At 69.7% G+C, this 15500-nt stretch carries 18 protein-coding genes; all 18 read right to left on the bottom strand.

Annotated features, from left to right (window positions below; all coding sequences use genetic code 11):
• Window positions 1-1155, bottom strand: coding sequence for a YhjD/YihY/BrkB family envelope integrity protein (locus tag ACSDQ9_RS01055; RefSeq protein ID WP_435142682.1), 1155 nt, complete (start codon window positions 1153-1155; stop codon window positions 1-3).
• Window positions 1139-4000 carry an aminomethyl-transferring glycine dehydrogenase gene (gene gcvP, locus ACSDQ9_RS01050; RefSeq protein ID WP_435142680.1) on the bottom strand — a complete coding sequence of 954 codons (2862 nt, stop codon included), beginning with the start codon at window positions 3998-4000 and terminating at the stop codon, window positions 1139-1141. The genes ACSDQ9_RS01055 and gcvP overlap by 17 nt, the downstream gene beginning before the upstream one ends.
• A 70-nt stretch (window positions 4001-4070) precedes the next feature.
• Complete coding sequence (locus ACSDQ9_RS01045; RefSeq protein WP_435142678.1) at window positions 4071-4652, bottom strand: MerR family transcriptional regulator; 582 nt, start codon at window positions 4650-4652, stop codon at window positions 4071-4073.
• Window positions 4653-4818: 166 nt separating this feature from the next.
• Window positions 4819-5277, bottom strand: coding sequence for a bifunctional nuclease family protein (locus tag ACSDQ9_RS01040; RefSeq protein ID WP_435142676.1), 459 nt, complete (start codon window positions 5275-5277; stop codon window positions 4819-4821).
• Between the two features lie 9 nt (window positions 5278-5286).
• On the bottom strand, window positions 5287-5988 hold the full coding sequence (gene ftsR / locus ACSDQ9_RS01035; protein ID WP_435142674.1) for a transcriptional regulator FtsR: 702 nt from the start codon (window positions 5986-5988) through the stop codon (window positions 5287-5289).
• Window positions 5988-6497, bottom strand: coding sequence for an FHA domain-containing protein (locus ACSDQ9_RS01030; protein ID WP_435142672.1), 510 nt, complete (start codon window positions 6495-6497; stop codon window positions 5988-5990). Before ACSDQ9_RS01030 ends, ftsR begins: the two co-directional genes overlap by 1 nt.
• Before the next feature lie 27 nt (window positions 6498-6524).
• Window positions 6525-6911, bottom strand: coding sequence for a glycine cleavage system protein GcvH (gene gcvH / locus ACSDQ9_RS01025; protein WP_435142670.1), 387 nt, complete (start codon window positions 6909-6911; stop codon window positions 6525-6527).
• 77 nt (window positions 6912-6988) lie between these two features.
• Window positions 6989-7726, bottom strand: coding sequence for a DUF881 domain-containing protein (locus ACSDQ9_RS01020; RefSeq protein ID WP_435142668.1), 738 nt, complete (start codon window positions 7724-7726; stop codon window positions 6989-6991).
• Complete coding sequence (locus tag ACSDQ9_RS01015; RefSeq protein WP_435142666.1) at window positions 7719-8051, bottom strand: small basic family protein; 333 nt, start codon at window positions 8049-8051, stop codon at window positions 7719-7721. Before ACSDQ9_RS01015 ends, ACSDQ9_RS01020 begins: the two co-directional genes overlap by 8 nt.
• Window positions 8048-8866 carry a DUF881 domain-containing protein gene (locus ACSDQ9_RS01010; protein WP_435142664.1) on the bottom strand — a complete coding sequence of 273 codons (819 nt, stop codon included), beginning with the start codon at window positions 8864-8866 and terminating at the stop codon, window positions 8048-8050. Before ACSDQ9_RS01010 ends, ACSDQ9_RS01015 begins: the two co-directional genes overlap by 4 nt.
• Complete coding sequence (locus ACSDQ9_RS01005; protein WP_435142662.1) at window positions 8863-9432, bottom strand: CDP-alcohol phosphatidyltransferase family protein; 570 nt, start codon at window positions 9430-9432, stop codon at window positions 8863-8865. Before ACSDQ9_RS01005 ends, ACSDQ9_RS01010 begins: the two co-directional genes overlap by 4 nt.
• Window positions 9433-9441: 9 nt before the next feature.
• Window positions 9442-10539 carry a glycosyltransferase family 4 protein gene (locus tag ACSDQ9_RS01000; RefSeq protein WP_435142660.1) on the bottom strand — a complete coding sequence of 366 codons (1098 nt, stop codon included), beginning with the start codon at window positions 10537-10539 and terminating at the stop codon, window positions 9442-9444.
• A gap of 55 nt (window positions 10540-10594) precedes the next feature.
• Window positions 10595-11476: an LpxL/LpxP family acyltransferase gene (locus tag ACSDQ9_RS00995; RefSeq protein ID WP_435142658.1), complete on the bottom strand. Its 882-nt coding sequence runs from the start codon at window positions 11474-11476 to the stop codon at window positions 10595-10597.
• Window positions 11473-12093 (bottom strand): phosphatidylinositol phosphate synthase, encoded by a 621-nt coding sequence (pgsA, locus tag ACSDQ9_RS00990; protein ID WP_435142656.1) that lies wholly within the window; start codon window positions 12091-12093, stop codon window positions 11473-11475. Before pgsA ends, ACSDQ9_RS00995 begins: the two co-directional genes overlap by 4 nt.
• Window positions 12093-12650 carry an HIT family protein gene (locus ACSDQ9_RS00985; protein ID WP_435142654.1) on the bottom strand — a complete coding sequence of 186 codons (558 nt, stop codon included), beginning with the start codon at window positions 12648-12650 and terminating at the stop codon, window positions 12093-12095. Before ACSDQ9_RS00985 ends, pgsA begins: the two co-directional genes overlap by 1 nt.
• A 3-nt stretch (window positions 12651-12653) precedes the next feature.
• Entirely contained in the window at window positions 12654-14675 is a 2022-nt protein-coding gene (thrS, locus tag ACSDQ9_RS00980) for a threonine--tRNA ligase (RefSeq protein ID WP_435142652.1), read from the bottom strand.
• A gap of 92 nt (window positions 14676-14767) precedes the next feature.
• Window positions 14768-15031: a hypothetical protein gene (locus ACSDQ9_RS00975; protein WP_435142650.1), complete on the bottom strand. Its 264-nt coding sequence runs from the start codon at window positions 15029-15031 to the stop codon at window positions 14768-14770.
• Window positions 15032-15067: 36 nt separating this feature from the next.
• Complete coding sequence (locus tag ACSDQ9_RS00970) at window positions 15068-15391, bottom strand: hypothetical protein (RefSeq protein WP_435142648.1); 324 nt, start codon at window positions 15389-15391, stop codon at window positions 15068-15070.
• Between the last annotated feature and the right edge of the window lie 109 nt (window positions 15392-15500).

Raw genomic sequence — 15500 nt, 5'->3', positions numbered from 1 at the left:
TCAGCGGCGCCTGCCGAGCCAGCCGACGAGCATGCCGAGCCCGACACCGGCTCCGGTGCCCAGGGCGAACCCGCGGCGCAGGGTGCGATGTTCGTCGACGGGTTCAACGGGCTCGGGCTGCTGCAACCGCTGCAGCGTCGGATTGACGTCGCGGCTGGCCTCGGCGAGCAGGGTCACCGGGATCGGATCCAACCCGCGCCGGTCACGATCGGCCAGTTCCCAGTGCCCCGGTGCCACGTCGGTGCGCGGATCGTGGCGCAACGGCTCGTCCGCCGGGGAATATCGGAAAGCGACCGCGGGTTGGGTCGACGTCGCGATCCACGCACCGACCAGCAGGATCAGCCGCCCGAACAGGTTGAAGAACAACATCAGGATGATCACCGGCCCGAACAGGGCGGCGGCCTTGTTCTGAGAGAACACCCCGATCAGGGCGCCGGCGCCCAGCTGCAGCGCGGTGAAGGCCACGGCCGCCATCAGTGCCCCCTTGGCCCGGGCGGGCCACGGCGCGGGCTCGCGCGGCAGCAGCCAGTAGACCAACGTGAACAGCAGCCAGGCGCTGGCCACCGTCAGCGCCAGCGCGAGAATGCGCATCAGCACCCGGCCGAGCAGCGACGACTCCAGGCCGATCCATCCGGCCACGGTGGTCGACAGGGTGGTGCCCGCCTGGCTGAGGCCGAACGTGAGCGCGACCCCCACCAGCAGCGCGAGCAACATGCCGACGTTGCGCAGGGTGGTCACGACGATGTTCGACTTCTCCTCGTCGTTCTCGAACTCGGGTCGCCACTGGGCGCGAATGGCCGCCCGCAGGTTGCCGACCCACCCGGAACCGGCATACATCAGCGACAGCAGACCGACCAGCCCGACGGAGCGCCAACTCTTGAGGTACTCGTCGATCAGGTCGACGACCTTCTGGTCGGACGAGAACTGGCGGCCCACCTCGTGGCGCACCACCTCCAACCAGTCGGGGCGCAGCACGGTCAGCGTCATGCCGACCATCGAGAAGGCGAACATCATCACCGGCACGGCCGCCAACACCGAGAAGTAGGTGATGGCGCCGGCGAACTGGTTGCCGAGGCGGTTCCCGTAGCGGGTGTTGGCGCGCAGCAGGTGGGCCACCACCCGATGGGCGGTGATGCGCTCAATCAGTTTCTTCATCGAAGTACTCCGGGGGCGGGCAGGAGCAGACCAGGTTGCGGTCGCCGTGCACGTTGTCGATCCGGGCCACCGGCGGCCAGTACTTGTCGTGACCCCGCCCGGCGATCGGCCCACGGTGCTGCCCGGAAGGATAGGCGGCGCGCCGTCGACTGTAGGCGTGGTGCCACTCGTCGGCGGTGACCGCCGCCAAGGTGTGGGGCGCATTGCGCAGCGGGTTGTCGTCGGCCGGCCACTCCCCCGCCTCGACGCGGTCGATCTCGCCGCGGATCGCGATCATGGCATCGCAGAATCGGTCGAGTTCGGCCAGGTCTTCCGACTCGGTCGGTTCGACCATCAACGTGCCGGCCACCGGGAAACTCATGGTGGGCGCGTGGAAACCGTGGTCGATCAGTCGCTTGGCGACGTCGTCCACCGTCACCCCGGACGACTTGGTGAGCGCCCGCAGGTCGAGGATGCACTCGTGCGCCACCAGGCCGTCGGCGCCGGCGTACAGCACCGGGAAGTGCTCCCGCAGTCGCGCGGCCACGTAGTTGGCATTGAGCAGCGCCAGCTGGGTGGCCCGCCGCAGCCCGTCGCCACCCATCATCGCGATGTAGCCGTGGCTGATCGGCAGCACGCCGGCCGAACCCCAGGGTGCCGCCGACACGGCGCCGGCCGAGCTCGCGGGCCCGGCCTCGTCCACGACCGGGTGGTTGGGCAGGAACGGCGCGAGGTGTTCGCGCACCGCCACCGGGCCGACCCCGGGCCCGCCACCGCCGTGCGGGATGGCGAACGTCTTGTGCAGGTTCAGGTGACTGACGTCGGCCCCGAACCGGCCCGGTCGGGCCAACCCCACCAGCGCGTTCATGTTGGCCCCGTCGACGTAGACCTGGCCGCCGGCGGCATGCACCAGCTCGCACAGCTCGGTGATCGTGTCCTCGAAGACCCCGTGGGTCGACGGGTAGGTCACCATGATGGCCGCGAGCTCGGCGGCGTGCTTGTCGATCTTGGCGCGCAGGTCGTCCAGGTCGACGGAGCCGTCATCGGTGGCCTTGACGACGACCACCCGCATGCCGGCCATGGCGGCCGACGCGGCATTGGTGCCGTGGGCCGAACTGGGAATCAGGCAGACGGTGCGCTGCTCGTCGCCGCGGCTGCGGTGGTACTCGCGGATGGCCACCAGCCCGGCGAACTCGCCCTGCGAACCGGCGTTGGGTTGCAGGGATACTCGGTCGTAGCCGGTGATGGTCACCAACCAGGACTCCAACTCGGCGATCAACTGCGCATAGCCGGCGGCGTCGACGAGCGGCACGTAGGGGTGCAGATCGGCGAAGCCCGGGTAGCTGATCGGCTCGAGTTCGGCGGCCGCATTGAGCTTCATCGTGCACGAACCCAGCGGGATCATGCCGCGGTCGAGGGCGAAGTCGCGGTCGGCCAGCGTGCGCAGGAAACGCATCATGCGGGTCTCGGAATGGTGGGAGGTGAAGACCTCGTGCGTGCAGAACTCGCTGGTGCGCTCGTGCCCGGCCAGACCACCCACGTGTTCGGTGGCTGCGCGCCAGTCGGCACCGAACGCCTGGGCGACCGCCGCCAGGTCGTCCTCGGTCGCGTCCTCCCCCACACTGATCCCCACGTGGGTGGCGTCGACGCGGCGCAGGTGCACGAGCCGCTCGCGGGCGGCGGCCACGACGGCGTCGGCATCGTCCACGGCCACGGTGAGGGTGTCGAAGAACTGGTCACTGGCCAGGGTCAGGCCGGCTGCCGTCAACGCTCCGGCGAGGCGTCGGGTGTTGTCGTGCACGGTGGCGGCGATCCGCCGGAGCCCGTCGGGGCCGTGGTAGACGGCATACATGGCGGCGCAGACGGCCAGCAGCACCTGCGCCGTGCAGATGTTCGAGGTGGCCTTCTCGCGACGAATGTGCTGCTCGCGGGTCTGCAGCGCCAACCGGTAGGCCGGCACACCGTCGGCGTCCACCGAGACACCCACGAGTCGCCCGGGCAGGCTGCGTTCCAGGCCCGCGGCCACCGCGATGTAGCCGGCGTGGGGGCCGCCGTAGAACAACGGCACCCCGAACCGCTGGGACGATCCCACGGCGATGTCGGCCCCCCACTCGCCCGGCGGGGTCACCAGGGTCAGCGCCAGTAGGTCGGCGGCGGCCACCACCTGGGCACCGTTCTCATGGGCGAGCGTCGCGATCGCGCGCAGGTCGTCGGCACTGCGCAGATGCCCGTCGACCCCGGGCACCTGCACGAGCACGCCGAAGGCCTCGTGCTGGTGCAGCGCCTCGACGAGGTCATCGCCGGCGACCACCACGTCGATCCCCAGCGGTGTGGCCCGGGTGCGCAGCACCGCCAGCGTCTGCGGCAGCACCTGGGCGTCGACCAGGAAGACCGACCCCTTCTTCACCAGGCGCCGGCACATGGCCATCGCCTCGGCCGCGGCGGTGGCCTCGTCCAACAGGCTCGAACCGGCGGTCGCGAGTCCCGTCAGGTCGGCGACCATGGTCTGGAAGGTGAGCAAGGCCTCGAGCCGACCCTGGCTGATCTCGGGCTGGTAGGGCGTGTAGGCCGTGTACCAGGCCGGATTCTCGAGCACATTGCGCCGCACCACCGTCGGGGTCACCGTGCCGTACCAGCCCATGCCGATCATCGCCCGGCCCGGAACGTTGCGGGCGGCCAACTCGCGCATCCGCGAGAGGTGCTCCTGCTCCGACAGGGCCGGGGGCAGCTCGAGGTCACCGGCCATCGCGATCGCGCGGGGCATCGCCTTGTCCACCAGCGAGTCGAGGGAGGAGACCCCGACCACCCCGAGCAGGTGTGCGAGGTCGGTGTCACGGGGGCCGATGTGGCGGGCGGCAAAGCTCAAGGAAGGCTCACTTTCCAGCGGTGCAGGTCGTTCGGTGCGGCTGCCGCCACAGTACCGAACCTGCGCCCCCTCAGCCCGCGCGTCGCTGGCGGCGCCGGCGCGACAACTCGTCGTCTGCCGAGGCCGGCTGGTCGGACGACCGCTCCCCCGGCAACTCCAGCAGCGCGCCCTCGAGATCGCGCCAGACACCACCCAGGGCGATCGCGAACATGCCCTGACCACCCGCCAACAGGTCGATGATCTCGTTGTCGGAGGTGCACTCGTAGACCGAGACGCCGTCGCTCATCAGCGTGACCTGCGAGAGGTCGTTGACCCCGCGGACGCGCAGGTGGTCGATGGCGACCCGGATCTGCTGCAGGGAGATGCCCGCGTCGATCAGGCGCTTGATGACCTTCAGCAGCAGGATGTCGCGGAAGGAGTACAGACGCTGGGTGCCCGATCCCTCGGCACCGCGGATCTCGGGCACCACCAGACCGGTGCGGGCCCAGTAGTCGAGTTGGCGGTAGGTGATGCCGGCGGCCGCCGAGGCGAGCGGACCACGGAACCCCAGATCCTCGGGCAGCGGCGTGAACTGCCCCTCGAAGAGGGCGTCCTGACTCAGGTCGACTGAGGGCAGGGCAACGCGGTCGAGACCTTCAGCCTGGTCGTTCACGTCCGCTCCGTTCATTCGCTTCGCCCATTCTCACACGGATCGTCCGCGCTGGGGTCGTGGCAACCAACCTAGGTGCGGTGCTGGGGCGCCCCCGATTCCGACACGCCGGGTGCCGGTGGCCACGCGTGAACCGTCAAGTACCGGTTCAGGGCTGCAGGTCGAGGGCTCAGGGTTCGAAGTCGTCGGGGGTGACGTTGTCGAGGAACTCGCGAAACTTCTCCACCTCGTCGTCGCCCTCGGACTCGAGCACGACGCCCACCTGGTCGAGCAGCTCACTGGTGCAGGTGACCACGATGCCAGCTCGGATGGCGAGCGCGACGACGTCGGAGGGTCGCGCCGAGATGACGTGCCCGTCGATCTCGAGTTCACCCAGGAAGGTGCCATCGGTCATGCCCGTGATCCGCCCCGCGATCTCGGTGTGGCCGAGTTCGGAGAGCACCTCGGCGAACAGGTCATGGGTCAGCGGTCGCGGCGGAACCAGTCCCTCCATCGCCGAGGCGATGGCCGAGGCCTCGGCGGCTCCGATCCAGATCGGCAGGCACCGCTGCCCCCCGGACTCGCGCAACAACAACATCGGGCGGGACGGCAGGTCGAGGCGAACCCCCAGGATGTCGAGTTCATGCATGCCGCCAGCCTACCGATCGATGAGTGAGTGCATCATCGCGGCGTGGGCGTGGATCACCAGTTGGGTGACCTCGGCGGCGGCCTCCTGGGCACCGTCCTTCTTGCGGACGAACGGCGCCGCGGCCTGTTCGACCAGCCCGGCCTCCCGTTCCGCCGCCTGCTTGATCACCCGCAGATGGCGCGAGTCCAGCCCGTACTGGCGCAGCTTGCGGGCGACCACGCAGATGGTCAGGGCCTCGCGCCCGTAGTAGCCCCCACCGCGCCGTGGGAAGACCAACTGCATGCGCTCCAGCTCGACCAGTACCGCCTCGCTGAGGCCGCTCGCGGCCAGCAGTTCACGCCGCGACAGGCGAATCGGACGACGGTTGGGCCGCTGCCCCGCGGGCAGGGGACGCGGCTCGGGCATGACCTCCTGCGGCACCACCTGGGCAGGCGGCGGTGCGTCGAGGCTGGGCGGTTCGCCGCCGTTGTCCATCTGCTCGAGGTGGTCCTTGATGACCTTCAACGGCAGGTAGTGGTCCCGCTGCACGCGCAGGATGTAGGTCAGCCGATCGATGTCGACCTGCGCGTAACGGCGGTACCCCGACGGCGCACGCTCGGGCGAGAGCAGCCCCTCCGCCTCGAGGAAGCGGATCTTCGAGATGGACACGTCCGGGAACTCGGCCTTGAGGATCGCCAGCACCTGTCCAATGCTGCGCACGGGTTGGGGCATCAGTTCCGACCGGTCTCGCTCACCTCGGGAGCGCAGTAGATCATCCGGTACTTCCCGATCTGCACCTCGTCACCGGTGCGCAGGTCGGTGGGGCCCTCGACCAGGGTGCGGTTGACGTAGGTGCCGTTCAGGCTACTCATGTCCTGCACGGTGAAACCCTTCCCCGCCCGCACGAACATGGCGTGGTGGCGCGAGACGGTGACGTCGTCCAGGAAGATCCCCGAATCGGTGTGCCGCCCGGCAGAGGTCTGGTCGGTGTCGAGCAGGAATCGGGCACCCTCGTCGGGGCCCTGCTCCACCACCAGCAGGGCGCTGCCCGAGGGCAGGTCGCGGATGGCGTTGCGCACCTCGGTGGGGAACTCGTGGGTCTGGTTCTGCCGCTCATCGGTGACGGCAGGAATCGTGTGCGTGGCCTCGGACGACTGACCGGTGGCCAACTTCGCGCCGCAGTTGGGGCAGAAGTTGGCGCTGACCTCGACGTCTCGTCCGCACTGGGGGCATTGCATCATGACTGACACTCTCCTTCGGGGGTCGGGTCACTCACCCACGTGGGTGGCGTACTCGTCGGAGTCCAGCAGGTCGTCGTCGTCATCGCCGTCGCCGAGTTCGACCTCGAACAACCAGCCGTCGCCGAAGGGATCGGAGTTGACGGCTTCGGGCGCCTCCGCGAGGGCGTCGTTCACGGCGGTGACCACGCCCGACACGGGCGCGAACAGGTCGGAGACGCTCTTGGTCGACTCCAACTCACCGCACGAATCGCCGGCGACGACCTCTTCGCCGACCGTCGGCAGCGAGACGTAGACGATGTCACCCAGGGCCTCGGCGGCGAAGTCGGTGATGCCGATGCGCACGCTGCGACCGTTGCCCTCGCGCACCCACTCGTGCTCGCGGCTGTACCTCAGGTCTTCGGGAAAGCGGGACACTGGAGCTCCTCGGTCGCGTCGACGGGCAGGCGGGTCCTGCCCCTCGCGCACACCCTAGTGAAAAATCGTCGGCCGTGTCAGCGGCTCGGCTCGGCGAACTGGGGCTGCTTGGGCTGGTGCAGCGACGTGATGGTCAACTGGTCGGATCGGGTGATCGAGACCCGGGCACCCACCTGAGGCGCCTGCGCCTGCGAGACCAGCCCCCCGCGGAAGCGAGCCCCCTCCTCGAGGGCGTGCGCCTCACCGATGACGGTGAGGGTGTAGGGCGCCTTCAGCGGAACCCCGTTGACGGTGACCGCACCGGCGCTGCCCCCGAACCAGGTCTGGGCGACCACGCGCACCCCGTTCACGTCGATCGCCTCGGCGCCGGCGTCGCGCATCTCCTCGACGGCGTCGAGCAGCAGTTCACCGGTAACCTTCCCCCCGGGGTCGTCCACCGTGATCACGATGCCGGGCCCGGTGGCCGAGACGGTGCCGGCCAGCACCTGCAGTTCCTTGAGCCGGGCGGTGGCCTTCTGCTCAGCAACCTTCTGCGAGTCGACGCCGGTCTGCAGTTCCCGCTTGGCGGCCTCCTGCGCCTGGATGTCGGAACGCAGCTTGGTGGCGTTGGTGTTCAACTGGTCGAGGATCTGCACCAGGTCGGCGCGACGCATGCCCGAATAGGTGTCGTCACCCGAGCGCGCCCGCACCTGCCAGATCGTGGCCATGGCGAGCACGCACAGCACCGCGGCCATGAACGTCTGGGCGCGAGAGGGCCGCAGCAGGTCGCCGAGCAACTGCCGGGCGGTGCGGGGCGTGGGCTGGTCGTCAGGCATGCAGCAGGGCCCTCCGAATGGCGGCGGCGTTGGTGAAGATGCGAATGCCGAGCACGACGATCACCCCGGTGGCCAGTTGCGAGCCGACCCCGATCTGGTCGCCCAGGAAGACGATCAGCGCCGAGATCAGCACGTTCGAGAAGAACGAGACCACGAACACCCGGTCGGAGAAGACCCGCTCCAGGTAGGCCCGCAGCGCCCCGAAGACGGCGTCGAGGGCGGCCACGATCATGATGGGCAGGTACGGCGCCAGTGCGGTCGGCAGGGTCGGCTCGAGCACGAGCCCCAGCACGATGCCGAGCACCAGTCCCAAGATCGCGATCATGGCCCCACCCTAGCGGTGCGCAATCCGAGCCCCGGGTCGGCCGGCAGGGCCAGTCGGTCGGCCGTGGTGATCTCGTAACGCATGCCGTAGTTCTGCTTCAGCAGGTCCCACAACTGCCCGCCGGTGGTGCCGCTGAACCGAGCGGGCATCGTCTTGGGGTCGCCGATCACCTCGACCCGGTAGGGCCGGTTCAGCGAGACGTAGTCGACCGTGATGGCGGTGCCCGCTCCCCTGATGGCCGTGCGGGTCGAGATGCGGTGGCCGTTGATGGCGATCGCCTCGGCACCCGCCTCCCACAGGGAGTTGACCAGGCGTCGCAGGTCGGTGTCGACCACGATCGACTGCGGGTCGACGGTGCCCGAGAGTCCGCCGGCGTCGTCGACGGTGACCACGATGCCCGGCCCCGTGACGGGGCTGGCCCCGGTGAGCAGGCCCAGCCGATCGACGTCGGCCTGCACGCTCGAACCCGAGCCGAGTTGGGCGGCCTGGAGTCGTCCGACTTCACCCTGCACCTGCTGCAGGGTGCCCGTGAGCGTCTCGTTCTCCTGCTGGGCCTGATGGATCTGGGCGATCAGTGTCGCCCGCTCCTTGGCCATCTCGGGTGCCTGCTGGGTGGTCTGAAAGGCGGCCGTGCCGAACAGTCCCCCGGCCAGCACGAGGGCCACGACCAGCCAGGCGCGCCTCGTCCGCCGGGTCGACGCGGTCACCGGACGATCCGCCGCCGTGCGGTAGGCGGGCTCGAGGGCGGTGCCCACCAGATCGGTGAGCAGACTCATGCTGGCGTCGGGGCGGCGCCAGCGGCCCGGTTCGCTCATCTCGTCGCTCCCATCAGTCGCCGCGTCTGCAGCACGTAGACCAGGCCGGCCCACCAGTACAGACCCACGCCCCAGATGGCGAAGGCCCAGCCGATCACCAGCACCAGCGTGGCGCCGGGGAAGTCGCCCTGCCCGAGCAGCACCAGGGGGAAGGCGTACAACAGACAGAACGTGCCCAACTTGCCCATCAGGTGCACCGGCAGCGACGTCCAGCCGCGCCGCCGCAGCACGGGCACCAGAGCGAGCAGCACCAGGTCGCGGGCCACCAGCGCCACCACCAACCACCACGGCACGATGTCTCGCACGGCCAGCACGGTCACCACCGCCACGATCGACAACCGGTCGGCCACCGGGTCGAGCATTTGCCCCACGCGCGAGGTCTGGTGCCAGCGTCTGGCCAGATGCCCGTCGAGCCAGTCGCTGGCCCCGGCCAGCGCCAACAGCACCACGGCGGCCACGTCGTGGTGGCCGAGCACCAACCAGACGAACACGGGCACGCCGAGCAGGCGCAGCAGCGACAACAGATTGGGCAGCGTCAGTACCCGGTCGGTGTCGTAGCTGGCCACCCGGCCATGCTAACCCGACAGTACGGAGTGGAAGACTCGCTCGATCCGCGGCGCGATCCGCGACCAGTCGAACTCCTCGGCCCTCGCCCGACCCGGGCCGGGGTCATGGTCGAGGTCGCCGAGGCTGGCCAGGATCCCGGTGGCCAGGGCCTGCGGATCGCCCACCTCGACGACGCGACCCAGGGGACCCTCGCCGCCCTCGAGCACCTCCCGGAAGGCCGGCAGCGAGCTGGCGACCACCGGGGTGCCCGAAGCCAGCGCCTCCAGCAGCACGATGCCGAACGACTCGCGACCCGTGTGGGGGGCCACGTACACATCCGAGGTGGCCAGCAGCTGGTTGCGCTCGTGGTCGCTCAGCCGCCCCACGAACCGCACTCCCGGCACGCTGCGTCGACTCCCCGAGCCGGCGACCACCACGTCGACCAGCGGATGGCGTCGACGGACGAGCTCGATGGCTCGGGTGAAGACGGCGAATCCCTTGCGCGGCTCGTCGTAGCGGCCGATGAACGTGATCCGTGCCCGGTCACCGCCCCGCCAGCCCTGCCCACCGGTGCGCTCGGGGTGATCGGCCAGGGTGATGCCGTTGCCGATCACCTGCGCCTCGACGCCGATGTGCTGCCGGGCGACCTCGCGGGCCACCGCGGAGACCGCGATCCCGGCGTCGATCGCGGCGATGGTGCCCGCCATCGTTCGACCCGCCAGGCGCATCGTCCGCGAACCCGGGGTGGCCGTGTGGAAGGTGGCCACCACGGGGGCGTTGGCCTGCCACAGCGCGTGCACCGACGCCGACGGCGTGATCGGTTCGTGCACGTGAATGACGTCGGGACGCACCCGCCGCAGCCACGCCCCGACGCGCCGGTGGGTGCGCGGGCCGAAGGTGATGCGCGCCACCGACCCGTTGTAGGGCACCGGCAGCGAGCGGCCCAGACTGGTCAGTTGCCCGGACGAGAGCCCGTGCGCCGCCAGCCGGGCCGGATCGGCGGCGCCGGGGCCGAGGATGGCGACCTCGTGGCCGTGCGTCGACATCCACCCGCCCAGGCCGAGCACGTGATTCTGCACTCCCCCGGGCTCGGTGAACGAGTAGGGGCAGATCATGGCCACCCTCATGCCGCCGGCCTCCCCACCGCTGGCCTCCCCACCACTGTCCTCCCCACCGCTGTCCTCACGGGGTGAACACCGGCTGCAGCATGTGCCAGTCCTCGGGGCGCTCGACGACGCGGTCGGCGAAGAAGTCACAGACCTGCTGCATCATCGCCTGGTAGCGGCGCATGCGGTTCGGCGCCGCCGGATCGGGCTCGATGGGGTCGGAGAGCTGCAGGCGCAGCCGGTCACCCTCGAACGACGATGACAGCCCCATCAGCAGGGCACCCGACTCGCAGGCCACGTGGGCCGGCCCCACCGGCATCCGCGAGGGCACCGGTTCAGGCCCCGGCCAGAGCACCGGGGCGCCTCCGCGGCTGAAGTTGCGGTCGACGAGCAGACAGATGAGCTTGTTCGCCCGCGAGTCGGCCACCAGCTTCTCGGTGACGGTCGGGTCGCGGTGTCCGTACACGGTGAACCCGAGGCGCTCACGTTCGCGCACGAACAGGGCGAACTCGCGTCGTCCGAGCTCTTCGGCGACGGTCGCCACCGGCATGCCGACGGCGCAGGCCCACGCGCCGGCCAGATCCCAGGAGCCCATGTGCGGCAGGGCCAGCACCACCCCGCGGGTGGCCGCCGTCGAGCGCAATCGGTGCTCCTGTTCGGGGTCCATCACGATCCGGTCGACGATCTGCCGCGCCGACAGTCGGCCCAACTGCAGCGAGGTGACGGTGTTGCGGGCCCAGCTCGACAGGGCCCGCGCCGTCAGCGCCCGGTCGGGCACCGCGCCGGTGAGGGCCGCGACATTGGCCTGCCACTGGCGCACGGCGTCGTTGGGACGAGCCGCCAGCACCCCCGCCGCCACGCCGGCCATGGGTCGCCAGACCGGCCAGGGTACCCGCCCGGCAGCCTGCAACGACCCGGCGACAAGCTGGTCGCGCAGGTCGCCGGGAACCCGCTTCACGCCGCGTTCTCGCGGTCGCCGGCCGTGGCCTGCCGATGCACCTGGGCCATGCGCTGGCCGACGGTGATGGTGCTGGCGACGAACAGCCAGCACAGGGCCACGGGCAACGCCCACCACAGCCCGAACCCGGCCAGCAGGGCGCCGAGCAGTAGGGCGAGAATGCGATCGGCCCGCGCGGCCAGCCCGCCGACGACCCGGTAGGACAGCGACTCGCCGCGGGCCTTGACGTAGCTGGTCACCTGACCCATCACCAGCGCGCCGAGGGCCACCCCCGCCCACACCACCGAGTCGCCGGGGCCGGCGTAGTAGAGCAGGATGCCGCCGAACACGGCTCCGTCGCCGATTCGGTCGAGGGACGAGTCGAGGAATGCCCCCCAGGTCGAGGTGCGGCCGGTGCGGCGGGCCATCTCGCCGTCGACACCGTCGGAGAGGATGAAGACGCCCAGGGCGATCGCCCCCTGCCACAGCCACCCCTGGCTGAAACAGGTGATGGCGATCGCGACGGTGAGCACCGTGCCGGCCCAGGTGATGGCGTCGGGGCTGATGCCCAGCCGGATGAACAGCTTGGCGGGAGGCGTCATCGCCATCGACCAGTAGCGGCGGAATCGCTCCAACATCAGCGGTTGCCTCCCGTCGTCACCCAGCCGTCGGCCAGTTGCTGTCGGGCATCACCGAGCAGCTGGGGCAGGGCCCGGCTTCGTCCGATGATCGGCAGGAAGTTCGCATCGCCCTGCCAGCGCGGCACCACGTGCTGGTGCAGGTGGGCGGCGATGCCGGCGCCGGCCACCTCGCCCTGGTTGAGCCCCAGGTTGAACCCGGCGGGGTGACTCACGGCGCGCAGGGTGGTCATTGCCTCCTGACTCAACAGCGTCAGCTCGGCGGCCTCGGCGGCCGTGAGCTCCGTCAGGTCGGACAGGTGCCGGTAGGGGCAGACCAGCAGGTGCCCGGAGTTGTACGGGTAGAGGTTCATCACCACGTAGCAGAGCTCGCCACGGCGCACGACCAGCCCGTCCTCGTCGGACTCGTCGGGGATGCGGCAGAACGGGCAGGCGCCGGACGAGTCGTCCGCCGGCTTGTTCTCACCCTGGATGTAGGCCATCCGGTAGGGGGACCACAGGCGCTGGAACGCGTCCGGGACCCCCGCGAACTCGATCGCGTCGGTCTCGCCACTCACCGCTCAGGCCTCGCCGAAGCTCGCGGCCGTCGGCGAGTCGTTGCGGCGACTGCGCACCCACTCCGCGATCTCGGTCACGGCCTGCTCGACCGGCACACCATTGCGCTGCGAGCCGTCGCGGTACCGGAAGCTGACGGCGCCAGCGTCGCGATCCTCACCGCCGGCGATCAGCATGAACGGTGACTTCTGCTTCTGGGCGTTGCGGATCTTCTTGGGGAAGCGGTCGTCGGAATCGTCGACCTCGACGCGCACACCGACGGCCCGCAGCCGGTCGGCCACCGCGAACAGGTGGTCGTTGAACTCCCCCGCCACCGGAATGCCCGCGACCTGCACCGGCGACAACCACGCCGGGAACGCGCCCGCGTAGTGCTCGACCAGCACACCGATGAACCGCTCGATCGAACCGAACTTGGCCGAGTGGATCATCACCGGCTGCTGGTGGCTGCCGTCGGTGGCGGTGTAGGTCAGCCCGAACCCCTGCGGCTGCGAGAAGTCGTACTGCACCGTCGACATCTGCCAGGTGCGGCCGATGGCGTCCTTGGCCTGCACCGAGATCTTGGGCCCGTAGAAGGCCGCACCGCCCGGGTCGGGCACCACGGCGATGCCGTGCTCGGCGCCGAACTCGTCCGCGATCCGCTGCAGCAGGGCCGTGGCGTCGGCCCACTGCTCGTCGGAGCCGATGAACTTGTCCTTCTTCTTGCCGTCCTCGTCGCGGGTCGAGATCTCCAGGTAGTACTCGTCGAGCCCGAAGTCGCGCAGCAGCTTCAGCACGAAGCCCAGCAGGTGACGCACCTCGTCGGGTGCCTGCTCGGGGGTGCAGTAGCTGTGCGAGTCGTCCTGGGTGAGGGCGCGCACGCGGGTCAGGCCGTGCACGACCCCCGACTTCTCGTTGCGGTAGACGGTGCCAAACTCGAAGAACCTCAGCGGTAGCTCGCGGTAGGAACGCTGCCGCGACTGGTAGATCAGGTTGTGCATCGGGCAGTTCATCGCCTTCAGCCGGTAGGGCTGACCGTCGTCGTCGAGCGCCGGGAACATGCCTTCGCCGTAGTACGGCAGGTGACCCGAGGTGTGGAACAGCCCCTCCTTCGAGATGTGCGGAGTGCCCACGTAGAGGAAGCCGTGGTCCAGGTGGGCCTGGCGCACGTAGTCCTCCATCTCGCGCTTGATGACGCCACCGCGCGGGTGGAAGACGGGCAGGCCCGAGCCCAGCTCCTCGGGGAAGCTGAACAGGTCGAGCTCGGCACCCAGCTTGCGGTGGTCGCGCTTGGCGGCCTCCTCGAGGCGGTGCTGGTGCGCCTGCAGATCCTCCTTGGTCGCCCAGGCGGTGCCGTAGACGCGCTGCAGCGAAGCGTTCGCCTGATCGCCCCGCCAGTACGCGGCAGACGAGCGGGTGAGCGCGACCGCCTGCAGGTAGCCGGTGTGCGGCACGTGAGGGCCACGGCAGAGGTCCTTCCAAGCGACCTCGCCGGTGCGGCGCACGTTGTCGTAGATGGTCAGCTCGCCCGCCCCCACCTCGACCGAGGAGCCGTCGTCGTCGGACGAGTTGCCCTTCAGACCGATCAGCTCGAGCTTGAACGGCTCGTCGGCCAACTCGGCCCGCGCCTGTTCGTCCGAAACGACGCGACGGACGAACCGCTGCCGCTCCTTGACGATGCGCCCCATCAGCTTCTGCAGTTCCCTGAGGTCGTCGGGGGTGACGGGCTCGGTCTGGAAGTCGTAGTAGAAGCCGTCGACGATGGGCGGGCCGATACCGAGCTTGGCGTCGGCGCGCAGCAGCTGCAGCGCTTGGGCGGTGACGTGGGCGGCCGAGTGCCGCAGGATCGACAGGCCCTCGTCCGAGGTGATCTCGACGGGCTCCACGACGTCACCGTCGGCCAGCTCACGCTGCAGGTCGAGGGTCTCACCGTTGACCCGCATGGCGACGACGGTGCGGTCGTCGCCGAACAGGTCGATCCCGGTGGTCGTGGTCTCGCGCGTCTCCTGGCTGGTCTGGCCTGAACGTTGGACGCTGAACGAGATGGACACCACTGTGCCTTTCGGTGGACGAAGGCCCGCCCCCGTGGACGAACCGTGAGCCATTCTGCCCGATTCGCCCGCGGGGGCGGAAACGTCTTTCGCTACTTCACCTTCTTGATGGGAATGATCACCAATGCACCGAGCAGGGTGACGATCCCGGCCACCAGGAGCAGCGGAAGGAACTGGGTGCCGTGCCCCGCCGAGGCGACCAGCCAGCCGCCGAGGGCGGGTGCCAACGACTGCGGCAGGGCGTTGGCCATGTTGAAGGCGAGACCCATGATGACCTCGGCGATGTAGAAGTGGGCGACACTGTCGGCGAAGAACAGGCTCACCATCCCCACCGCGAACAGTGCCGTCGAGGCCACCACCAGGAACTTGCGCCGGCCCGTGCGGTCCGACAGTCAGCCCGAGACGTAGCTGGCGGCCATCAGCACCACCGTGTAGATGGTCACACCGGTGGCCACCGCGGCGGCGGCGGCGTGCTCGGTGAGCCCCAGGTGCTGGGTCATGTACTGCAACCGGAAGGTGGTGAACATGAACGACCCGAAGGTGATGAAGAGCCGCCCCCACCACGCCAGCCCGAAGTCGGGGAAGCGGATCGGGTTCGTCCAGAAGGTACCGAGGAAGGTCTTCAGGTCGAACGGGTGGCGATTCCTCAGCAGCACGGGATCGGGCAGGGCGAGGGCGTAGGCCACCATGCCGACCAGGCCGATCAGGGCCGGCACAGGAACAGCGCCAGCATCGACTCCGACAGCAGGCTGGCCAGCCAGGTGACCACCATGATGCCCAGATTCTGCATGATGCCCAGCAGCGCCACGAACAGGGCGATGGCCC

Source organism: Aestuariimicrobium soli (assembly GCF_051192575.1).
Taxonomy (GTDB): domain Bacteria; phylum Actinomycetota; class Actinomycetes; order Propionibacteriales; family Propionibacteriaceae; genus Aestuariimicrobium; species Aestuariimicrobium soli.
This window is presented reverse-complemented; position numbering and strand designations above follow the sequence as displayed.